This is a genomic window from Thermatribacter velox, assembly GCF_038396615.1.
Lineage (GTDB): Bacteria > Atribacterota > Atribacteria > Atribacterales > Thermatribacteraceae > Thermatribacter > Thermatribacter velox.
Genome location: NZ_CP121689.1, coordinates 1,906,935 through 1,928,244 on the forward strand (window position 1 = coordinate 1,906,935; position 21,310 = coordinate 1,928,244).

The window sequence follows — 21,310 nt, forward strand, 5'->3', positions numbered from 1 at the left end:
CTTTTACAACGCTTTCAAGCCTCAGGTCTCCACCTCGTAAGGCCAGCAAGCTAAACCGCCGTCCATAACTTTCACATTCTCAAAACCAGCTGCCTTAAGAATTAGAGAAGCTTCATAACCTCTCAAGCTAACTGCACAGAAAACAACAATTTCTTTGTCCCGGGGTAAAGTGTCAAGTTTGCTGCGCAGTGCACCAAGGGGAATCAGAGTACTACCCGGAATACGAACTTTTTGGTACTCAGCTGGAGTGCGAACATCCAAAAGCAAAAAATCTTCGCCCCGCTTTCTTTTACGCTCCACCTCAAGGGGCGAAATGCCTACCATTTTACCTTCAAGTTTATTACGAACCACATTGGCTGCCACACAGATATTGTCAATTGCTGAAGCATAAGGAGGAGCATAGGGAACATCGAGGTTGGAAATTTCTTCAATCGTTGCCCCATAGTGAAGCGCTGTAGCTACGGCATAAACGCTCTTGGTAACTTCCCCTTCACCCAGGAACTGTCCACCAAGCAGTTTTCCACTCTTTTTATCAACTACCAGTTTAGTGATGACTCTCTTTGCGCCCGGGAAATAGTGCGCCCTGTCTGGAGCTGGAACCAGCGCATATTCGACTTCATATCCCATCTCCTTTGCCTGACGCACACCCAGACCGCAGCGAGCAATGGTGTAATCAAAAAGTTTAAAGATGACCGAGTTGACGGCTCCTCGAAAGGCTTCCGAACCTCCAGCAATATTAATTGCCACCACTCTTCCTTGCTTGTTGGCCAAAGAACCCATAGGCATGTACGCACTTTTTCCACAGACCAGGTTTTCAACTTCTACACAGTCTCCACAGGCAAAAATGCAGGGATCGCTGGTGCGCAGGAAAAGATCCACTTTAATGCCTCCGTTGGGGCCAATCTCAAGACCCGCCTTGCGAGCCAAATCTGCGTTGGGACGAAAACCTGTAGCCAGAATGACCAGGTCAGCCTCATAGGAACTTTTATCAGTGATAACCCTTTTTACCGTACCACCTTCTCCTTCCACTCTTTCCACTCGTTCTCCCACTTTCACAGTAACGCCTTTCTTCTGGCAATAGCGGCGCACCAGAATTCCCATATCCTCATCAAGGATGGGTAAAATCTCGGGAAGAACTTCAATAATGGTAACCTCCAGCCCGCTTTTCACCAAGCTCTCAGTCATCTCCATCCCAATAAGTCCACCGCCTATGATCACCGCCTTTTTGGCCAGCTTCTCCCGAATGGTCCAGCGAATTGCTTCAGCATCCTCAATGCCATGCAGAGTGTAAACATGACCAAGATCCAGGAGCTTCAGTTCAGTATTCGGATTTTCCAGATCCACTGCCTTGATAGGAGGAATGGCCACTTCAGCACCGGTAGCCAAAACCAAGTAATCGTAAGTAAGCGAAAACACCTCTCCGGTATCGATACGGCGGGCTTCCACTTCTTTCTTTTTGCGGTCTATGCGCAACGCTTCGGTACGATTGTAGACTTTCACGCCTTTCATCTTTTCAAAATACTCGGGATCCCGCATCACCCCAACCGGGGTTTCCATTAACTCTTTCTGCTCTTTGATATCACCGCCGATGTAATAGGGAAGTCCACAACCCGCATAAGAGAGGAACTTCCCCTTTTCCAGAATGACCACCTCAGCCTCCGGGTCCAGTCGCTTCAGTTTTGCAGCAACTTTGGGGCCAGCCGCCACGCCACCTATAATGACCACTTTCTTCGACATATGCTTCACTCCTTTCTATCCACGCAGTTTTCTGACTTCGTTGTATATGCTACCCAAGCAAAAAAGCGCTGCCCCCCCAACAAACGTGCCAAAACCAGCCAAAACAGCTCCTGCTACCCCTCCCATCCACATCCAGGGTCTCATCTCCTGCATGGGAGGAAACTCCTCTCCCTCAAAAGGAGCAAACTCCGAAGAAGATTGGAAAAAATGCATAAAACTTCCCAGTCCCAGTACCGAAAAAACCGCCACTGCAATTCCAAAAATCATGACAATGATACCCACGATTCTCAAAAAAGTACCCATCTTTACCCTCCCCAAGAATTAGGAATTCTTTTTCAAAGCCTCTTCTTTGATCAAGATGATTTCTTGATCGCTGATTTCCCGACCAAAACTACGCAGCCCTGAAACTTTAAAACCATGTTTTTCAGCAAGACGGGTAATTTCTTTTACCTTCTCGACCTCCACCTCCTTACCCAGCGTGTAATCTTCAAAACGTCCCTCCAGGGTTAAAATCATGGTTTCCGCCATGCAGGCATAGGCTTTACCAGGTGGATAACCAAAATCCATCCCGAAATCGGGATCTCCAGGAACATCCACCACGCCACCTTCGATAACCAGCACATCCTTCCGTTGCTTCGCCACTTCATGAGCCACGTTGCGGGGACGGGCCACATCGCAAATGACAGCTCCCCGGGCAATCCAATCGGCACGGATGATGCCTCCAATAGCCGAAGTTACGGTGAGAATAGCTCGCGAATTCCTAATGCCTTCCTCTACGTCCACAAAGCCGGGAACCTTGATTCCCAGCTTATCTTCTATTTCTTTCTGGACAGCACGTACTTTATCAGGGTCTCGCCCTACCAGGCGTATTTTTTTTCCTTCTTCAGCCAGAATGAGTGCACAAGCTTTACCAATGGACCCAGTCGCACCCACAACCGAGATTTCTTCCTCATTCAAATCAAGGTCCATCTTTGAGGCCGCTATTTTCAGAGCCTCAATAGCCGTAGCCACCGTATAGCTATTCCCGGTAGTGACAGCAATATCCAGCCCTTTTTTAACAGTAATCCCTCCATCCCCGGCTACGGAAGTAAAAGCTCCCAAACCAATGATTTTTGCCTTTTTCTCCTGGGCCAGAAAACCACACTCGCGAATTTTACGAGCCACAAAAGGAAAGGGATACTCAAGAAGCACCCGGGGGGTCATAGGTAACCCTACGAAATAACCTTCTATTTCCTTGCCAGTAGCCCGAGAACGAACTCCGTGAACCTCGGATAAGATAAAAGGCTTCACCCTGGAAGCCAGAAATTCCACCGCTCTGGAAGGAAGAATTTTTAGGGGCTTGAAATGATCCTTGATATCCTGAGCAGACATGGCGTGGATTATAAATGCGAAACGGTCTTTATCCATCCTCCATCACCAGCTTTAAAATTTTTATCCCTGACAGGATTTCTGGAGTGCCTCCAGCATGGCCTGCAAGTTTTCCTGCATTTTCTTTTTGAGGAAAGCACTTATCAGACCTCCCACCAGGGGAAGGCCCAGGTCGTACTCGATTTCGAGCTCTACCCGAGTTTTTTCTTCTCCCGCCTCGACAAAGCGCCACACTCCTTCGTACTTTTTGAAATCGCCACCCGTTGCGTAAAAACGGCACTCCCGGGCTGTGTCATCCCAGACATCTCTTTCAGTCCACTTGACTTCCCGACCCTGAAACTCTCCTTTCCAGAAACTCTCTACCTCGCTTCCTTCCTGTTTCAATATCTTAACTTCTTTAAGATCTGGCAAAAAACTTGCCAGCCGTTCGATATCTTTGGCTTTCTGGTAAACGTCATCCGGGTTGCCTTCAATCACTATTTCACCACGTACTCTGGCCATTGAGCTCTCACCCTCCTATTTCCTCCAGAATTCCCTGAACGCTTTTTAGTGATGCCTCGAAAACCTCAAGCACCAGATCCAGCTCTTCTTTAGTAATCACCAGCGGTGGTTCCAGACGTATAACCTTGGGATTGTTCAGGGTATAAGCAACCAGCACCCTGCGCTGTGCCATCTCCATGGCGAGAAGCGAAGCTACATCAGAGTCAAAAAATTCAACCCCGACGAGCAAACCCTTACCGCGTACCTCCTTAATGAGGGGAGCAAACTGGATAGCCAAGCCTTGAAGAGCAGAAAGCAGGTATTCCCCCTTGCGAGCGGCTTGTTGGGGAATTTCTTCTTCCTGCAAAACCTTAAGCGTCTCGATTCCCGCTGCACAGCTCAGGGGGTTGCCACCCAAAGTTGAACTGTGGATAAAAGGATTGTCCTCGAAAACCGTCCAGATCTGGGGGGTGCTCATGAAAGCCCCCAGCGGCAGCACTCCGCCTCCCAGCCCTTTGGCCAGAGCCAGAATATCCGGCACCACTCCATAATGCTCGCAAGCAAACATAGCGCCCGTTCTACCCAAGCCGGTTTGCACTTCATCCAGAATCAACAATGCTCCTCTCGCATCACAGATTTTGCGTACTTCAGAAAGGTAATCAGGCGGAGGGAGGATGATGCCACCTTCTCCCTGGATGGGTTCAAGAATCACCGCAGCAGTCTGCTCATCAACAGCCTGAGCCATAGCTTCTGCGTCTCCAAAGGGAACCTGATAAGTTTCCGGCAAAAGCGGTTCAAAAGGCTTTTTATAAACTTCACGGCCGGAAACGCTCAACGCTCCCATGGTTTTGCCGTGAAAACCGCCCAGGGCTGAAACCAGCTTTTTACGCCCCGTGTAAAAGCGCGCCAGCTTGATTGCTCCCTCCACTGCTTCAGCACCGCTATTACAGAAAAAGGAATACTGGAGCTCTCCTGGAGTGATTTGCGCGAGCATCTCAGCAAGGTCGGCCTGCTGGCGATTAAAAAGGGTGCGGGTGGACAGCGGAAGGTAATCGAGTTGCCTTTTCACGGCTTCAACCACCCGGGGATGATTGCGACCCACGTTGAAAACTCCAAATCCGCCTATGCAGTCAATATATTGGTTGCCAAAAATATCCCATACTTTGGCACCCTTTCCCTTCCACTCCACAGTGTTAAAGTTGGCAAACTTAAAAAGGCGAACCAAACCAGGGTTGATAAATCGAGCATATTTTTCGACTGTTTCCTCCACAAAACGCTTTTTGTCTTCTTCGCTGCATTGCTCAATCCAGTCCATTGTAATCGCCTCCTCAAAAAGGCTCGTCATTTCACCTCGTTGAGTACTACCACCCGAGGCCTGAAACCTGTCCTGTGCATGAGAGAAAGATACTCTTCAGGGGCAATCTCTTCGGGCTTTCGCTCCAGCAGAGCCACAAAAACTGCTTGCAAAACGTTGGTACCAAAAGACCTGCCCTGGATTTCAGGCGTGGTGGTTATCAAAAGGTGCACCCCCATACCACGCAGTTCTTCAAGGTCTTCCGCAGTAACTGTATTAGTGATGATAATTTTTCCAGGTAATTTCGGGGGAGCAAAACGCCGGATATAAAGAAAGTCTCCCCCCACAACATCGGAGCGCTCAAAATAGAAAGGGAAGCGAGGGGTGCGTTCTTCCTGCTTCTTTCCCGTGGGATAGAGAACATCTATGGGTAGGCGCCTTAAAACCGGCATCATCAAAACGGAAAGGAAACGAAGCGTCCACAGCCTGCGCAAGGCAATAGGAATACCCAAAGCGAAGGGCATATCGGCAATGAGCAGAGAACAACCGGCACGGTGGAGGCCTTCAGCCAGACCATAGCGGTCCATACCACTCATGATAAGGGCAATTTTTCCTTTCCAATCCACCAATCCCTCGCGCTGCAAAAGAAGGGGAATTTCACATTCCCAGACACCTTTCAGTTCACCACCATCAACGATAGGCGTTTTGCGAGCTCCTTCCACCAGCCGGGCAACATCCTTCACCAGGTAGCGGTACTTCCCAGCCCGCAAATAGAGGTCTGCTCCTCCCAGTCCAAAGGCATCGACTTTCCCATCCAGTTCTCTTAAAAGCTCCTTAAACCGCTCTTTATCACCATCCACGCCTATTCTTTCTATAATGACTTTCTGGCCTAAGAGCTCGATTTCTGCCCGGTGATTTCTGCGAGAAGAACCCAGGCTAATACTAACCACTCTCTTGGGCTTCATCCCTCTCATCCTCCACAGCTTGAAACACCAGACTACCCTCCAGTGTTGCACCTGGCACAATTCCTGCGCTTTTTGCAAGCACTACACCTCGCATAACGCTACCTCTGAGAAAATAGGCTTTCCCCACCCTGGAATTTGCATCGATTTCTCCCCAGAGTTCCAGATACCTGGCCTCCACCCTTCCCTTAACCTGGCCGCCCCTGGCAATCAACAAAGACCCACAGCTGACCTCCCCATCCATTGTGCCATGAATCAGAGCAGCCTCCTCGTTTTTCAAGGTGCCTCTGACCACGCTTCCCTCCCCCAAAAGCAGCATTTCTTGGGGATTTATGCGCTCAAGTATTGAGTTCATCGATAATCCTCAACCCCTCAAGAGTCAAAACCGGGTTAAAAACATCCACGAAGTCGCAGTAACGATGCAGAAAAATACCCCAGCCACCAGTAGCTATCACCCGAGCTTCCTGTGAAAACTCCTCCTTCATGCGTCTGACGATTTCCCGGCTCAGACCAATGTAACCAAAAAATATCCCTGCGTGCATTGCTTCAACGGTGTTCCTGCCAATGCAATGCTCGGGAACTTCAATGTCCACCTTGGGAAGCTTGGCTGTCTTCTCATAGAGAGCCTCACGGGCCATGCCGATTCCCGGCGCTATAACCCCGCCCAGATACTCTCTTTTTCTGGTAATAGCGCAGAACGTGGTAGCCGTTCCAAAATCAATCACGATGAGGTCACCACCATAAAGGTGAGATGCAGCCACAGCGTTGACTACCCGGTCTGCACCCACTTCCCGAGCCTCTGCCTTTATAGCCAAACCCGTTTTTACTCCTGGACTCACTTTCAAGACTGAGAGTCCGTTTTTCTTAACGAAAAGTAGGTCTAGGACGTTCAGAACCGGTGGCACCACACAGGAGATGGCCACCCGTCTGATTGCATTGAATTCTATTCCACTATTTTCCAAAAGGTTCCAAAAAAGAAGATACCACTCGTCTTCTGTCCTCCGGATAGAGGTGGAAACCCGAAAAGAACAAAGAAGTCTCCCTGCTTCAAAAACACCGAAGTTAGTGTGCGTGTTACCTACATCAATGCAAAGGAGCATACAAGTTCAAACCACCTTTTGCAAAACACGTACTATCGGATACACAATGACTGCCGAAATTAAAAGCTCTAAAGAACCATTCAGCGCAAAAACAGGCAAAACCTGCTGCCAGGTAAAGTACTTCATCAATACCATCAACCCTAAAACACCAACCGTGTTGGTGAAAGTACCAGCTAAGGCTGCTACCAGAATAGCATATCTGTTTTTGCCCAGCAACGCAAAAACGTAGTAGGCAACCACTCCAATCAACAAACGAGGGACAAAACAGGCCACCAGATTACCCAGAAAAAGGTGCATGGTAAAAAACCCCAAAACCAGCCCGACCAGGGCTCCTACCAAAGGACCACCCAACAGACCACCGATTATGGCCGGAATGTGCATTACCGTTGCGTAACCGGAAAGGTTAGGAACGGGGATCAAGCCCAGGGGGGTTAGACCCAAAATGGCTGAAATGGCTCCCAAAATACCAGCCAGAAGGATTTTACGCAGAGGCAATCGGGAATAAACCCCCGCTCCAGTTCTTCCAGATACCGGACGGGACATGAAAAATCACCTCCATCGCCGCCACTTGAGGGTCGGCGTTTTTACTTTTATTTAATTTAAAACATTATATCACTACATGCAGGTATACCTGGAGTCCCCTTAGCCCGACGCGCTGCATTAACAGTGGCTTTTCCTACTCCCTCATAAACAGCCCTTACAATTTCAAGGTAACCTGCCCTTTTTCTTTTTCTGCCAGCAACCAGAAAGGCCAGGTCACCGTCATAGAGAGTCGCCAGAGGACGTACACAGAGGGCAAGGGCTGAATGCACCACTCCCGAGAGAGCTTCCAGTTCCTCCCGGGAAAGCTCAAAAGAGAAAAAAAGCAAAAGCAAAGTGGTATTGAACGGTGAACCTGAAAAATTACCTGACGTACCGAAAAAGCCCACCGGCTTCCCACCTGCGCCGCGCACTCCAGCCAAAAGCTTTCCTTCAAAGGGGTCATACACATCACCAAGAGCATTACAAACCACAAAGCTATCAACGTAGCCTCCACTCACTTCAACCCTCGACCAACCAAAGCCGCCTTTCATGGCACGACCTAGACCTAAAGCTTTGCCGACTGTAGCTCCCGCACCAGCTCCTACACTGCCTTCTTGGGGCGGAAAAGAAGCTCGCTGAGCAGCCAGATAACCCCACTCCGGAGCAGGAAGAATCCCTCCTGAAACTTCAAGGTCATAAATAACCGCCCCAGGCACAATGGGAACTGGGCCAGCTTGAGTAGGAAAACCTTTTCTCTGCTCTCTGAGGAAAGCGACCACTCCCTCTCCAACACAGAGACCAAAAGCACTGCCCCCGGAAAAAAATATCGCGTCAACACTTTCCACCAGATTACCAGCCCGAAGCACTGAAACTTCTCTTTCACCAGGAGCTTTTCCCAAAACCGAGGCTACCGCACGGTTGGGCTCCGAAAAAAGAAAAACCGTACACCCTACCAGGGCGCTTTGATGTTGATAATGGCCGACTTTGACACCACTTTCCAGTTCGATCATCTTCAGGAAAGTTTACACCCACAATAAGGACAAAGCTTGAAATCTGGAGACACCTTCTTGCCACAGTTGGGGCAGACTCCTACTGCTTCTGGTTTTTCTTTCAGGGCCTCCGGAGGCATATTTTTCTGGGTTTCAGCAATGGTTTTTTGCCAGGTAGCAAGTTCCACCATGCTGTCGAAGTACACTTCTCGTTCCCGCTGCCACTCGTCCCGATAGCGCACCAGGAGATACTCTGGTTTCTGATTAATGCGTCTTCGGTTAAGAAACAGGAGGCTCCTGTCTCTGTGGAACAGTTCCTTTTCCGGAATCGCTTCAACCGCAGTAATAGAGCTGAGGGGGATTCGAAAAATCACCTTTTCAAAAGGAGGGGCGATGCCAAAAATATTGGGGCCTTTTTCAAAATTTTCAAACCACAGGCTCCTGGACATTAAATAAAGGAGGCCCTCCGTTTTGGTTTCAAAGCGAGGATGGCCTCCCAGATAGCGTGCAAACGAAGAAAGAACTTTTTTTTCTCCAAACTCTCTTTCTTTTTCCGCCCAGAACTCGGTTACATTGACTTCCTTGCCCCGGCGCTTTACACTCCAGACGATAGCGCCCAGCAGCAAAAACCCTATCAGCAACAAGTACCCAAAGGCATTCATGGGAATTACACTAAGATTTGTTGTTGCTGCTCTCGGAAGAACTACTACTACCGCAGGTCGAACAACTGCTGGAGGTGCAGGAGCTGCAAGAGCTGCTGCTTGAGTCAGAGCTGCTTCCCGAAGAACGGTAATCAGTGCAATAAAAACCGCTACCTTTAAAAACAAAACCCACGCTTTTACTGATTAAGCGTTTTACTCTCCCCTTACAAAAGGGACACTCCTGAACCGGTTTATCGCTGAATGATTGAAACTCTTCAAAAGTTTTGCCGCAATCTATGCACTGATACTCATAAATTGGCATGACCAACACCTCCAAAAATCAAAAGCCCGGCAAAGGAGAACATCCCCTACCGGGCTTCTCCCTCTATATTATACCCTATCAATACTCAGGCATTGGCGGAGTCTGCTGTTTTTCTTTCTCCGGTATTTCAGTTACCACGGACTCAGTGGTAAGCATTACTGAAGCCACACTTGCTGCATTCTGAAGTGCAGTTCTGGTCACTTTGGTAGGATCAATAATTCCTGCTTCAATCATGTCCACGAACTCTCCAGTGAGTGCGTTGTAACCCATGTTGGGATTGTCAAACGACTTGATGCGCTCGACAATTACCGAACCCTCTTCTCCAGCGTTTTCGGCAATCATCTTGGCGGGTTCATCCAGAGCTTTCTTGACAATCAGAGCTCCAATCTTTTCATCGCCGTCAAGCTGCAGTGCGTCAATAGCCTTAGCTGCACGAATGAGCGCCACACCACCGCCAGGAACAATGCCTTCCTCAACTGCTGCGCGAGTTGCATGGAGTGCGTCTTCAACTCGGGCTTTCTTCTCTTTCATTTCAGCTTCAGTGGCTGCACCTACCCGGATAACTGCCACACCACCAGCAATCTTGGCCAGTCTCTCCTGCAGTTTTTCACGATCATAATCGGAAGTGGTTTCTTCGATTTGGCGCTTGATCTGGTTCATTCTGGCTACTATGTCTTCTTTCTTGCCAGCACCCTCGACGATGGTGGTGTTTTCCTTGTCAATAACCACCTTGCGAGCCTGGCCCAGATCCTGTACCGTAACGTTTTCAAGCTTAATGCCCAGGTCTTCGGAGATGAAGCGACCACCAGTCACGATGGCAATATCCTCAAGCATTGCTTTCCTGCGGTCTCCAAAACCAGGAGCTTTCACTGCAGCACAGTTCAAAACGCCCTTTAGTTTGTTTACAACCAGAGTGGCCAACGCTTCGCCTTCCACGTCCTCAGCGATGATCAGAAGCGGTCTGCCCAGCTGAACTACCTTTTCAAGCAAAGGCAGCAGGTCTTTGACTGCTGAAATCTTCTTCTCATAGATGAGAATCAACGGATTCTCTAAAACTGCTTCCATTCTTTCTGGGTCAGTAATGAAGTACGGAGAAAGATATCCCCGATCAAACTGCAGACCTTCCACAACCTCCAGAGTGGTCTCCAACCCTTTGGCTTCTTCAACAGTGATTACTCCATCTTTTCCTACTTTTTCCATAGCATCAGCGATGATGCTACCAATAGATTCATCGTTGTTGGCAGCAATGGATGCAACCTGTGCAATCTCTTTGCGATCGCTGACTTCCTTGCTCATCTTCTTGAGCTCTTCAACCACTGCTTCCACTGCTTTGTCAATACCACGTTTGAGCAGCATGGGGTTAGAGCCCGCAGCAACATTGCGTAGACCTTCCCTGTAAATGCTCTCAGCCAAAACGGTAGCAGTGGTGGTTCCGTCACCGGCAACATCGCTGGTTTTCGAAGCCACTTCTTTAACCAGCTGCGCACCCACGTTTTCATTGGGATCAGCCAGCTCTATTTCCTTAGCAACGGTAACCCCGTCTTTAGTGATAGTGGGTGAACCAAATTTCTTTTCAATAACCACGTTTCTCCCTTTGGGGCCCAGAGTAACCTTAACAGCATCGGCCAGAGTTTTAACGCCCCGCAGTATGGCTTGACGTGCTTCTTCCTCAAAAATTATCTGTTTGGCCATTATCCGCTGACCTCCTTTCTCCTTTGTCGGTTATTCTTCAATAATACCCAGTATATCGTCCTCGCGCATGATGAGATATTCTTCTTCATCAAGCTTCACTTCGGTGCCAGCGTACTTGCCAAAAAGCACCTTGTCCCCTTCTTTGACTTCCAGGGGTTTGCGATTTCCATTTTCGTCAACCTTGCCCGTACCTACGGCTACTACTGTTCCCTGCTGGGGCTTCTCTTTGGCAGTATCCGGAATTATGATACCACCCTTGCGTACCTCTTCTTCCTCCATACGTTTTACCAGAACTCGATCTCCCAGTGGTTTAATCTTCACTTTGGTGTCACCCCTTTCCTAATTTTTTCTTAAGACCGCTCATTATTCTAACTCGGAAGGGGGGTTTTTGCAAGCTAAAAGCAAAATCAATCAAAGTCAAAATTATGTCATAATGGCAAAAAGTGGGAATTGTTTTTGTCAAAATGACAAAAGAGGGTTCTTTACCTTGCCAAATTGACAAATCTATTTCTTGGAAAATTCGTTTTCCGCAAGGTCATACTGCTCAATCTTGCGGTAAAGAGTGCGCAAGCCTATACCCAGCATCTGGGCGGTTTTGCTCTTGTTGAAGCGGTTGGCTCGCAGGGTTTCCAGAATAAGGATTTTCTCCGCTTCTTCCAGAGTCATACCAACCCGCACCGGCACAATTTTCCCAAAATCTGCGCCCTTGCGAATTTGAGCTGGAACGTCTTTGGCTGTTAAAACCTGGTTCTGGGAAAGTATAACCATTCCTTCAAGAACATTGCGGAGCTCAATGACGTTTCCCGGCCAATCGTACTCCATGAGCACCTGCAGCGCTTCTTTGTCAATAGCAATAACTTCCTTCCCGGTTTCCTGTGCAATTTCACGCAGAAAGCGCTCTATTAAAAAAGGAATATCTTCTTTGCGCTCCCTCAAAGGGGGTATCTCTATCTTTACCGCACTCAAAAAATAGTAAAGGTCACTACGAAAACGGCCTATGGCTACTTCCTCTTCAAGGGAAGTTTCCGAAGAAGCGATGATTCGAAAATCTTTTGAGCCGCCTCCAAAACGGTATTCTTCCAGAAAATCAACCACTTCAGCCTGAACGGGGAAAGGCAAAAGATGCACGTCTTCAAAAAAGAGAGTTCCCTGAAATTCATCGGGCAACTTTTTATGAGTCTCTTCGGTCTTCAGCCACTCAGCCCTTTTCAAAAAACCAGACGGCAAACCAGGACACAAGACCTTGAAAAAGGGACGACCTTCTGGAAAAGAATACTGATGAATGGCTCTGGCTATCAGTTCCTTACCCGTTCCCTGCTCTCCAAAAATCAGGACCGGTCTCCTCACCTGAGCCACCTGGAGCACCAGGTCGAAAATGCGCTGCATCTTTTCTGAAACGCCTGTGATTCCAGCAAAAGAGAAACGAGTGCCAATCCTTTTCTTCAGGTCTTTGTTCTCAGCGAGCAGATTGAGGTGCTCTTCAGCTCTCTTTATGGTGGAAAGAAGGCGCAGCGGGGTGAGCGGTCGGGAGAGATAATCATAAATCCCCTTGTTAAGGAGACTCCGCACGTAAAAGGGGTTATCGCTACCACCCACAGCGAGCACCACCACTTCACCAAAGCGTTCCCGCACAGAACGCAAAAACTGAAATCCTTCCTCAGCAAGTATTTCTTCTTCAGCCAGCACAATGTTTATTTCCTCTCGCTCTAAGCAGTTCAAAGCCAGGTTCCGGTCGCGCACCACCACTACATAGTAGCCCTCGTCTCTCAAAATATCCGCGATTTTCCCCTGCAAAAGAGGATCTTCACTGACGATTAAAACCTTACGCAAACCCATCGATGATCAAAGCTCTTCCAGCAAAACCCTTTCACCTTCAATTACTGAACTTTTAGCAGCAAGAGCTAATCGAAGGGCTTCAATGGCCTGCTCTGGAGTTCCTAATCCTGGAGGTGTATCCTTCTCAATACATTTCAGGAAATAGGCGAGTTCTTCGCGATAGGGATCTTCTGCTGCAACTTCGACCAGTTTTCGTTGCTCACCTCGCCGATAGAGAAAAAGAGGGCTGCTTTGAGCACGCTCTTCAATATTCACGCCAGCTCTGAAGGTCCACTCCAGAACACCCTCGCTACCCAGGATTCTAAAGCCACAGGTGAAAGGGAAATCCCCCTGCATCATCCAACCGCCTTCTATAGAAGCAACCACTCCATTTCCGTATTTAACAGTAGTAACCACATGATCAAGAGAATCTTCCCGGAAAAGACCCCTGGCAAAAACCTCTTGAGGATTACCCGCCAACCAGTTTACAAAATCCAGGTCATGGATGTGAAGATCCAGAGATGCTCCCCCACTCAAGTGAGATTTTAAAATCCAGCTGTTTACCGACCAAACAGGAGTTACCGAAAGCCGAAAGGCATTTATTAAAATTGGCTGACCAATTGCCCCACTAGCAACAAGTTCTCTCGCTTTGACGTATTCACCCCAAAAACGCAACACATGACCAATCATCAAAAATACGCCATTATCCTCACACACTTTTTGCATGGCAAAAGCATCTTCCAGGCTCAGAGCAATTGGCTTTTCACAAAAAACATGCTTTTTTTCCAAAGCCGCCATTTCTGTATACTCGCGATGCAAAAAAGTGGGAAGACAAATGTCTACTGCGTCTACTTCTTGCTCGCTAAAAAGCTGTGATAACGAGTTGTAATGAGGTAAGGAATATTTTTTTTGAAATTCAGAGGCCTTAACATTATTAACCTCAAAAAAAGCAACCACTTTTGCTCCTTCTATGTTCTTCCAGGCTTCCATATGTACCGAAGCGATAAAACCTGCTCCTAGCAGAGCTATTTTTTTCATCTTTAACACCTCACTTATCAATTGAAATGAGATAGTCTACATATTTTCGATAATCACATTTGGGGCGAGGCTCAAAACGCAGGTAAACTTCCATAACTTCTCTCTCATTAATCTTCCTTTCTTTTCGGCTTTCCAAAAGACCTGCAACAATCTTTGCCTGCGTTTCATATTCCTGCATGGCATCACGAATAACCTGTTCAGCTTCATAAGGAGCCTTAATAGCCAGGTTAGCACGTATCTCAGAATTCCTACCCTGCAATAAAGCGTCTTCCGGAGAAAAATCACTCCATACTGCATATTGTAAAAAAGTGGAAATGGAACGTGCTTCACCCCAATCAGCCATTACCGGATCCCCAGCCTGTGGCCCATCAAAAGCCCCCACCATAAAAGTAGCTGTATGGTCAAGATGCTCTTTGTAACCGTTAGGCAAGAGGAGACGAGTTGCACCTATACGACGAAGAAGCGGCAATACTTTTCTAAAGGTACCTTCCTCCTTGCCCGGCAGATGCCAGCCAATAAAAGGCCACACACTATAATCTTCGTAATCCAGACGGTGAATTCGCACTTCAGGTATACCCAACTTAGCATAAGCTCGAATAGTCTCCCTAAACCTCAGAGCAGTAATCAAGTGCTTGTGCTCAATCAGGCTGTAACCTCCTGAGCCATTACAGAAAATTACAACGTGTACTTCACCTCCGAAAACTTGAACCGCCTGAAGAAGGTACCCAGGACCAAGAATGGCATCATCATCATGAGGAGCAAACACAACCACCCTCTCTTCTTCCCCACGCCATCCGGGAAAAAAGAAACTAATATCTTTACTATGTTCCTTACTCGTCAGATTGTAAAAAGTGAAATCTTCTCTCCTCACGGTGTCAATCCTCCCCTGCTAACAAATAAATAAAGATAGTTTTTTAAACCTGTATTACGCGCTTTTCCAAACAAGACCTGTATATAGCCTCTATAACCTTCATGTTCCTCAAACCAGCTTCGTAGCTCAGCGGAAAAGAACCTCCCTCAATTATCCAGCGACTGAAGTCGTCTATTTCCTGCGCATAAAGTGGCTGTGCTTTTAGATAAAGTCTCTGCCATCCCTCTTTATCCCTCGACTGTTTCGCATCGTAACCCCTGTCTAACACCTCAAAGTAGTATTCCAGTTCCCCACCCGGGTCCTGACCAATACTGTGACGAGTCATAACAGCACCTCTCGTACCATATATTTCGAGTAAATTATGACTCGCCCGGTCAGGAACATTAAAATAATTATCCACAAAACCTTGTGCTCCATTTTTGAATTTCAAGAGAACCGAGCTAACGTCTTCTACCTCATAGTTATGAGTAATCGTATCTACAAAACCAAAAACTTCTTTAACCTCTCCAACCAACCATTCAAGCAAATCGATGCAATGACAACCCATATCCGAAAGAGCTCCTCCTCCACTCTTTTTCAATTCTTGTCTCCAAGCTCCGGCAATAGGTGGATACCAGCAGGTAAGCTGAGCTCTACAGGCCACTATCTGTCCCAACTTTCCTTCGCTTAACCATTCTCTAATCTGTCTGTGATAAGCGTTATATCGCATCATAAAAGCCACGCCAAATCGCAGGCCGCTCTGCTCTGCAATTGAAGCAAGCTTCTCAGCCTCACTCAGAGTACGAGCTAAAGGTTTCTCACAAAGAACGTGCTTTCCACTCTGCAAGGCACTTAAAACATGTTTATAATGAAAATGCACTGGTGAAGCTACATACACTGCTTCCATTTCTTCCTTCAAAAATTCCCCCAAATTAGAAAAAACCTTAACAGATCTTAACTCTTGCTGCATCTCATTGAGAACTTCAGTATTAACATCCATGATAGCTACAATTTCGCTTTTTTGAGCATAATTAAAGACTTCCGGAATAGTCCTCCGCCGAGCAATACCACCGGCCCCGATTACACCCCATCTGACTTTCATATAATCATCTCCAGGTCATTTTTTGAAATAATCGTACACTTTCTCAAAAGCTTTTATCATCAGTGTCACATGCTTATCCTCATAAACCGGATGACAGGGAAAACAAAAAGTTCTTTCTTCAAGCCAAGCAGCATTTTCGCAAACAACCTGGTCGTACCGAACACTCTTCGGATTGGTATATTCTTTAGATTCGAAAGGGAATTTAACTCTTCCAAAACCATTGTGCTCAATAAAAGCTTTCTCCTTGTACATCTGAGGCCAGAGTACTGGCGCAACTGGTACCCCCTCAGCCTCTATTGCTTGCCAAAATTCCTTAATGGAACAACGTAATTTTTGAATGTCCAATACCACCGGAAACAACCAGAAAGACACGAGCTTATCTTCTTTTCGATGTGGAGGCGTGTAAAGGACCGCTTCGTGGTTCTCAAAAAAGGACAGAAGCTTCTCTCCTATGCGTATTCTGCGTGGTTTATTCCAGCTATCAAATCTTTCTAATTCGCAAAGACCTATGATAGATTGAATTTCGGTCATGCGATAATTAAAGCCTACTCGCTCATGGATGTAAAAGAGCTTCTTTTCCAACTCTAAAAGACGCAGGCGTTCTCTAACATCATAGCCATGATCCCGGAAGGAACGAGCACGCCAGGCAAGTTCTTCATCGTTAGTCACTACACATCCACCTTCTCCTCCCGTGGTAAAATGTTTAGATTGACAAAAACTAAAAGCACCCAAATGGCCAATACTTCCTACTTTTTTTCCCTGATATTCACTTCCATGGGCTTGCGCACAATCCTCTATAACAAAAAGATTATGTCTGGTAGCTATATCCATGATGGGTTCCATATCACATGGAATGCCGTACAGGTGAACCACTATTATACCTCTGGTTCTGGACGTTATTTTTCGCTCCACATCTTCTGGATCTATAGTATGGGTTTCTCTTCGCACATCAGCAAAAACCGGGATTGCACCCGCTTGAAGAACACAAAATGCTGAAGCTATAAAAGAATATGAAGGAACAATCACTTCATCCCCTGGACCAATTTCGCAAGCAGCTAAAGCAGTATGCAAAGCTGATGTCCCATTAGTTGTGGAAATACCAAACTGACATCCACAATACTCAGCCCACTTTCTTTCAAACTCCATTCCTTTGGTACCCGTCCAGTAATTAACTAATCCTGTTTCCAAAGGTTTCAATGCTTCTTTCTTGGTTTTTTCAGAAAAAGAAGGCCACATTGGGAAACTTTTCTCATTAACCGGTTTTCCTCCATGGATTGCCAATTTTTCCACTTCTTTCCCCTCCCTTCAATTAATTCTGTACAAAGCTCTAATACTCTATTGATATATTCTCTCAGGACATGTGTATCTCTACGTTATCAGCCACCCCACCAAGCATGGTGTAGGTTCCTGGCAGAGTCTGCAGGATAGAGGCAGGCACCAGGGTGTTCACCCTTCCGTGAGCAGCAAGACGGGCTATGAAGCGCTGCCAGCTCACTCCTCCACCGATATAGCCATCCAGCCAGAAGCTGCGGTCTTTAGCCTGCACAATCTGAGCAGGACCAATGGTGGCTGCTTTGGGTGGTACCCAGGACCAGTCTCCACTGAAAGAATGCAATGCATTCTGCATGATGGTCATGGGATGCAGCTCCACGATGCGGGGTCCAGCCTGCTTGAAAGCTTCCAGATCATCGCCAAACTCAAAACCAAGATGTGCTTCCCAAAAAGCAATGTGACCACACCAACCCACACCACCGTAGCAGCAATCTGCGCCACCCAGGTCAGCAATCATTTTGGCGTAATCATTCAGAACTTCTTTGGTTGGGAAGTGAATGTTTCTTTCGGGAGGACGGAGCTTGGGGTCAATCTTTGAAAAGAAACCGTCCCACATGGCTTTCTGGAAAGAACCCGGCCAGGTGGGAGGAGCCGTGTTGCCTTCCTCGTCAGCGTATTCATCCATGTTGAAGGTGTACACGTGGTCCATGGGAATGCGCAACCTGTTAATCATCTCTGCAGCAATGGGGTACTGGGGCATGGGGCCAACTGGTAGAATGAGTACCAGCTTTTGATTTTTTTCACGAGCCTCCACAATGCGAGTGACGATGTCCAGAGCAAACTGGAAATAGAAATCTTCTTTGTTCTCGATGATGCGGATTTTGAAGTCAGGGTTGGGATGTTTGGTGATTTCTTCTTTGGTTATTTTTCTAACTCGCTCACATTCTTCCCGATCCTGAAAGGGGATAAACTTGGCTAAAGAGTAACGGAAAGTGGTCACAATATCTACCTCCTTTTTATCCTTTAATCGCTCCCCCTGCTAACCCCTGAACCAGCTCCTTCTCAATGAACAAGAACAAAAATACTACCGGTAACAGAGCCAGTAAGGCAGCAGCCATAAGGTAGTGCCACTGTACAGTCCAGCGCCCAATAAAATTGTACAGTCCCAATGTAAGTGGTCTTTTCTCCATCGAAGTTATGAAAGTTAGAGCAAACATAAATTCGTTCCAAGCGGTAATAAAAGTATATATAATCGTAGTAACCAAGCCAGGCATGGCTACTGGCAAAAGTACCCTTACAACCGACTGTAAGCGAGAGCAGCCATCAATTAAAGAAGCTTCTTCAATTTCTTTGGGAATACTTCTAAAATAACCACTCAATAACCATATAGAAAATGCAAGAGTAAAAACTCCATTAGTCAAAACCAGAGCAAAAAGATTATCGAGTAAACCCAACGAAGAAATAATCTTAAAGAGAGAAATAATCACAATAACAGGCGAAAACATCTGTACTACCAAAAATAGATACATTACGAGACTTTTACTCCGGAAGTTAATTCTGGCAGCCGCGTAAGCAGCTGGTATACATAAAGCCATATTTAACAAGGTCGTTCCAGCAGCAATGATAAAACTGTTTCTAAAGTAAGCACCCAAAGGATATTTACTCCAAATATCCACAAAGTTTTGTAATCTTACCTCACGGGGAATCCAGTGTGGAGGATTCGCATAAACTTCTTCAAGAGGTTTAAAAGCAGTTGAAACCATGACAAAAAAAGGGAAAAGCAAAATAAGCAACAAAAACACCACAATAGGGTATATAAAGTATTTCCCTCTGCTTACCACCGCTTTCACGACCTTTCTCTAAAATACGCCCTCGCGTAAATAATACTTACAGCGAGCAAGATAATAAAAGTGATAACCGCCATCGAAGCAGCCGGGCCAAAACGCAAATATTGAAAAGCATATTTATAAATATAGGTAATTAAGATGTCTGTTGAATTAGCCGGACCGCCCTTGGTAAGAATATAAATAACGTTAAAATCATTAAAAGTCCACAAAGTAGAAAGCAAAGTAGCAACTGTTAAAACACCACTTAAAAGAGGAAGAGTAACAAAACGAAATTTAGCAAAAGAACTTGCTCCATCAATGTCTGCAGCCTCGTAAAGTTCTGTAGGAATAGCCTGAAGCCCAGCCAAAAAAACTAAAGCCATAAATGGTATGCCACACCATATATCTACCCAAAGATTGGCAAAAAAGGCCGGTTTAGGATAGGCCAACCATACTGGGGGGTTTTTCCATATACCCAGCGTTTTAAGAGTATGATTTAAAAGCCCAAAATCATTATTGTAAGTCCATTGCCACAACATGGCACTTATAGGAACAGAACTTGCCCACGGAATAACCACCAAAGATCGAGCAACCTTTCGACCCCAAAAATCGGTGTTTAAAGAAAGAGCAATTACTAAACCAAACGCTGTTTTTACAGCTACAGCAAGCGCTGTCCAAACACAAGAGCGCAGAATAATTGTCCAGAATTCAGGTCTTCTAAAAAGAAAACGATAATTTCCAAGACCAGTGTACGAAACTAAGTTTCCAAGACGATTTGTTTTGAAAAAAGACATAAGAATCACGTAAAAGATGGGATAAAACATAAATACCATCAAAAAAGCAACTGCCGGTAACAAACACCAAAAAGCTATTTTTGCCTCCCTCGCTATCATCTTACGAAACATTCCCGCTATCACCCTTTTGAGAAGGTGTAGGGAGGGAAAACCCTCCCTACACTCAAAATGTATATTTAAAAAACACTTAGAAACCTCGCAGAGCGTCAATTTCTGCAGCAGCATCATCCATGGCTTGCTGCGGAGTCTTTTGACCCAAGAAAGTGGCTTCTATGTTGCTCCAAATAATGTCATTACATTCAGGCCATTCGGGCATAAGTGGCCATCCTTTAGCATTGGGAATTTGTTGAATCATAACTTTATAAACGGGTTTCTGGAAATACGGGTGATTGGCCAGAGATTTGGTCACGGGTGGGAATCCTACCAGCTTGTCAAACTCTAAACGCCATTCGTCGGAATAGAAGAAATCGAGGAACTTTCCAGCTGCTTCCTTGACCTTAGAATCCTTGAACATCACGATTGAATCGGTAACAATGAGGGTGCTTTGCGGTTTGCCTTCAAAGTGAGGCATAGGAGCTACATCCCATTTGAAAGGAACGTTGTGCTGTTCAAGCAACGTTGCAGTAAAGCCACCTGAAAGAATGATACCCAGGTTACCCGAAATGAACAGGTTCTGGACTTCATCTCGCTTATAAGCCGTAACTCCTGGTTGTGTAACCTTATACTTATTTACAAGGTCATTCATAAATGCTAAGGCCCCGACACCAGCTTCATCGTTAACGGTACATTTTCCGTAACTTCCATCAGGAAGAATTTCGAAGAAATAGCCTCCGTTACCAAAAAGATAATACGCGTATTCAGTGAGCTCAACATACTTTTGACCTATCATACCCACTGCATAAAATTTATTTTCGGGATCGTTGATCTTTAGGGCAATCTGGAGCATCTCCTCAAAGGTTTCAGGAGGTTTGTCAATAATGTCAGAACGGTAATACATAAGACGTGTGCCCGCTGCTACGGGTAAGCCATAAAGAACTCCCCTCACTTTGCCTTCCAACAAAGCTGGATCAATATTGTTTTTCAGATCTTCACTCAACCACTTTTCTATGGGTTCGATAACGCCCATATCTAGCAACTCCAGCAACCACCTGGTACCGATAACCGAAAGATCAGGGGGTTGTCCTCCTGCCACATAAGTTATTAACCGGTCATGGAATTCATTCCAGGGAGTAGATATTATCACCAGATCGATATCCGGATAAGCTTTTTCAAAAGCTTTTTCAAGATTTTCTGCATATTCAGGCGTTAAACCATCATACTCCGCCCACATTACTCTCAACTGATTCTGAGCCCACGCCACCGAGGAAAAAGCAAAGAACAGCACAAGCACTACACTCACAACTAAAAGTTTCTTCATGAATTTTCCTCCTTTCTTGTCAAGAATAAACGTAGAGGGAAAAACTATCCTATAAAATTACTCATTCTTTTCTCCATCACCTCCCCTTA

Annotated in this window: 22 protein-coding genes and 1 pseudogene; all 23 read right to left on the reverse strand. The window is 46.3% G+C overall.

Annotation, left to right across the window (positions count from 1 at the left end):
- Window positions 1-21: 21 nt before the first annotated feature.
- Window positions 22-1,737 (reverse strand): FAD-dependent oxidoreductase, encoded by a 1,716-nt coding sequence (locus QBE54_RS09425; protein WP_369017938.1) that lies wholly within the window; start codon window positions 1,735-1,737, stop codon window positions 22-24.
- Window positions 1,738-1,752: 15 nt separating this feature from the next.
- Window positions 1,753-2,040, reverse strand: a complete 288-nt coding sequence (locus QBE54_RS09430; RefSeq protein ID WP_369017939.1) for a hypothetical protein — start codon at window positions 2,038-2,040, stop codon at window positions 1,753-1,755.
- A gap of 18 nt (window positions 2,041-2,058) precedes the next feature.
- Window positions 2,059-3,144, reverse strand: coding sequence for a shikimate dehydrogenase (locus tag QBE54_RS09435; protein ID WP_369017940.1), 1,086 nt, complete (start codon window positions 3,142-3,144; stop codon window positions 2,059-2,061).
- A 24-nt stretch (window positions 3,145-3,168) separates the two neighbouring features.
- Entirely contained in the window at window positions 3,169-3,606 is a 438-nt protein-coding gene (locus QBE54_RS09440) for a type II toxin-antitoxin system RatA family toxin (RefSeq protein ID WP_369017941.1), read from the reverse strand.
- Between the two features lie 7 nt (window positions 3,607-3,613).
- The gene (locus tag QBE54_RS09445; protein WP_369019432.1) at window positions 3,614-4,891 is read right to left on the reverse strand and encodes an aminotransferase class III-fold pyridoxal phosphate-dependent enzyme; all 1,278 of its coding nucleotides are present in this window, start codon (window positions 4,889-4,891) and stop codon (window positions 3,614-3,616) included.
- 35 nt (window positions 4,892-4,926) lie between these two features.
- Window positions 4,927-5,844, reverse strand: a complete 918-nt coding sequence (locus QBE54_RS09450) for a quinate 5-dehydrogenase (protein ID WP_369017942.1) — start codon at window positions 5,842-5,844, stop codon at window positions 4,927-4,929.
- Window positions 5,822-6,196, reverse strand: a complete 375-nt coding sequence (locus QBE54_RS09455) for a polymer-forming cytoskeletal protein (protein WP_369017943.1) — start codon at window positions 6,194-6,196, stop codon at window positions 5,822-5,824. Before QBE54_RS09455 ends, QBE54_RS09450 begins: the two co-directional genes overlap by 23 nt.
- Complete coding sequence (locus tag QBE54_RS09460) at window positions 6,180-6,941, reverse strand: type III pantothenate kinase (protein WP_369017944.1); 762 nt, start codon at window positions 6,939-6,941, stop codon at window positions 6,180-6,182. Before QBE54_RS09460 ends, QBE54_RS09455 begins: the two co-directional genes overlap by 17 nt.
- A gap of 6 nt (window positions 6,942-6,947) precedes the next feature.
- Window positions 6,948-7,484, reverse strand: coding sequence for an ECF transporter S component (locus QBE54_RS09465; protein ID WP_369017945.1), 537 nt, complete (start codon window positions 7,482-7,484; stop codon window positions 6,948-6,950).
- A 56-nt stretch (window positions 7,485-7,540) separates the two neighbouring features.
- Window positions 7,541-8,473 carry a P1 family peptidase gene (locus QBE54_RS09470; protein ID WP_369017946.1) on the reverse strand — a complete coding sequence of 311 codons (933 nt, stop codon included), beginning with the start codon at window positions 8,471-8,473 and terminating at the stop codon, window positions 7,541-7,543.
- A gap of 2 nt (window positions 8,474-8,475) precedes the next feature.
- On the reverse strand, window positions 8,476-9,279 hold the full coding sequence (locus QBE54_RS09475; protein WP_369017947.1) for a zinc ribbon domain-containing protein: 804 nt from the start codon (window positions 9,277-9,279) through the stop codon (window positions 8,476-8,478).
- 40 nt (window positions 9,280-9,319) lie between these two features.
- A pseudogene (locus QBE54_RS09480) lies at window positions 9,320-9,415 on the reverse strand (FmdB family zinc ribbon protein); the annotation flags it as partial.
- A gap of 78 nt (window positions 9,416-9,493) precedes the next feature.
- Window positions 9,494-11,110 carry a chaperonin GroEL gene (groL, locus tag QBE54_RS09485; protein WP_369019433.1) on the reverse strand — a complete coding sequence of 539 codons (1,617 nt, stop codon included), beginning with the start codon at window positions 11,108-11,110 and terminating at the stop codon, window positions 9,494-9,496.
- Between the two features lie 27 nt (window positions 11,111-11,137).
- Window positions 11,138-11,428 (reverse strand): co-chaperone GroES, encoded by a 291-nt coding sequence (gene groES, locus QBE54_RS09490; RefSeq protein WP_369017948.1) that lies wholly within the window; start codon window positions 11,426-11,428, stop codon window positions 11,138-11,140.
- Window positions 11,429-11,611: 183 nt separating this feature from the next.
- Window positions 11,612-12,943 carry a sigma-54-dependent transcriptional regulator gene (locus tag QBE54_RS09495; RefSeq protein WP_369017949.1) on the reverse strand — a complete coding sequence of 444 codons (1,332 nt, stop codon included), beginning with the start codon at window positions 12,941-12,943 and terminating at the stop codon, window positions 11,612-11,614.
- A 6-nt stretch (window positions 12,944-12,949) separates the two neighbouring features.
- A complete protein-coding gene (locus QBE54_RS09500; protein ID WP_369017950.1) occupies window positions 12,950-13,960 on the reverse strand; it encodes a Gfo/Idh/MocA family protein in 1,011 nt (336 codons plus the stop codon).
- A gap of 10 nt (window positions 13,961-13,970) precedes the next feature.
- Window positions 13,971-14,831 carry a PIG-L deacetylase family protein gene (locus QBE54_RS09505; protein WP_369017951.1) on the reverse strand — a complete coding sequence of 287 codons (861 nt, stop codon included), beginning with the start codon at window positions 14,829-14,831 and terminating at the stop codon, window positions 13,971-13,973.
- Between the two features lie 43 nt (window positions 14,832-14,874).
- Window positions 14,875-15,912, reverse strand: a complete 1,038-nt coding sequence (locus tag QBE54_RS09510) for a Gfo/Idh/MocA family protein (RefSeq protein ID WP_369017952.1) — start codon at window positions 15,910-15,912, stop codon at window positions 14,875-14,877.
- 15 nt (window positions 15,913-15,927) lie between these two features.
- Window positions 15,928-17,202 (reverse strand): DegT/DnrJ/EryC1/StrS family aminotransferase, encoded by a 1,275-nt coding sequence (locus tag QBE54_RS09515; protein ID WP_369017953.1) that lies wholly within the window; start codon window positions 17,200-17,202, stop codon window positions 15,928-15,930.
- Window positions 17,203-17,263: 61 nt separating this feature from the next.
- Window positions 17,264-18,184 carry a 6-phosphogluconolactonase gene (locus QBE54_RS09520; protein WP_369017954.1) on the reverse strand — a complete coding sequence of 307 codons (921 nt, stop codon included), beginning with the start codon at window positions 18,182-18,184 and terminating at the stop codon, window positions 17,264-17,266.
- Window positions 18,185-18,200: 16 nt separating this feature from the next.
- Window positions 18,201-19,034: a carbohydrate ABC transporter permease gene (locus QBE54_RS09525; RefSeq protein ID WP_369017955.1), complete on the reverse strand. Its 834-nt coding sequence runs from the start codon at window positions 19,032-19,034 to the stop codon at window positions 18,201-18,203.
- A complete protein-coding gene (locus tag QBE54_RS09530; RefSeq protein ID WP_369017956.1) occupies window positions 19,031-19,915 on the reverse strand; it encodes a carbohydrate ABC transporter permease in 885 nt (294 codons plus the stop codon). Before QBE54_RS09530 ends, QBE54_RS09525 begins: the two co-directional genes overlap by 4 nt.
- A 76-nt stretch (window positions 19,916-19,991) precedes the next feature.
- A complete protein-coding gene (locus tag QBE54_RS09535) occupies window positions 19,992-21,221 on the reverse strand; it encodes a sugar ABC transporter substrate-binding protein (protein ID WP_369017957.1) in 1,230 nt (409 codons plus the stop codon).
- Between the last annotated feature and the right edge of the window lie 89 nt (window positions 21,222-21,310).

Bases quoted from the DNA above. Each gene is read 5' to 3' on its own strand.
- QBE54_RS09425 (WP_369017938.1), bottom strand. From the start codon at position 1,737: ATGTCGAAGAAAGTGGTCATTATAGGTGGCGTGGCGGCTGGCCCCAAA.
- QBE54_RS09430 (WP_369017939.1), bottom strand. From the start codon at position 2,040: ATGGGTACTTTTTTGAGAATCGTGGGTATCATTGTCATGATTTTTGGA.
- QBE54_RS09435 (WP_369017940.1), bottom strand. From the start codon at position 3,144: ATGGATAAAGACCGTTTCGCATTTATAATCCACGCCATGTCTGCTCAG.
- QBE54_RS09440 (WP_369017941.1), bottom strand. From the start codon at position 3,606: ATGGCCAGAGTACGTGGTGAAATAGTGATTGAAGGCAACCCGGATGAC.
- QBE54_RS09450 (WP_369017942.1), bottom strand. From the start codon at position 5,844: ATGAAGCCCAAGAGAGTGGTTAGTATTAGCCTGGGTTCTTCTCGCAGA.
- QBE54_RS09455 (WP_369017943.1), bottom strand. From the start codon at position 6,196: ATGAACTCAATACTTGAGCGCATAAATCCCCAAGAAATGCTGCTTTTG.
- QBE54_RS09460 (WP_369017944.1), bottom strand. From the start codon at position 6,941: ATGCTCCTTTGCATTGATGTAGGTAACACGCACACTAACTTCGGTGTT.
- QBE54_RS09465 (WP_369017945.1), bottom strand. From the start codon at position 7,484: ATGTCCCGTCCGGTATCTGGAAGAACTGGAGCGGGGGTTTATTCCCGA.
- QBE54_RS09470 (WP_369017946.1), bottom strand. From the start codon at position 8,473: ATGATCGAACTGGAAAGTGGTGTCAAAGTCGGCCATTATCAACATCAA.
- QBE54_RS09495 (WP_369017949.1), bottom strand. From the start codon at position 12,943: ATGGGTTTGCGTAAGGTTTTAATCGTCAGTGAAGATCCTCTTTTGCAG.
- QBE54_RS09500 (WP_369017950.1), bottom strand. From the start codon at position 13,960: ATGAAAAAAATAGCTCTGCTAGGAGCAGGTTTTATCGCTTCGGTACAT.
- QBE54_RS09510 (WP_369017952.1), bottom strand. From the start codon at position 15,912: ATGAAAGTCAGATGGGGTGTAATCGGGGCCGGTGGTATTGCTCGGCGG.
- QBE54_RS09530 (WP_369017956.1), bottom strand. From the start codon at position 19,915: ATGTTTCGTAAGATGATAGCGAGGGAGGCAAAAATAGCTTTTTGGTGT.
- QBE54_RS09535 (WP_369017957.1), bottom strand. From the start codon at position 21,221: ATGAAGAAACTTTTAGTTGTGAGTGTAGTGCTTGTGCTGTTCTTTGCT.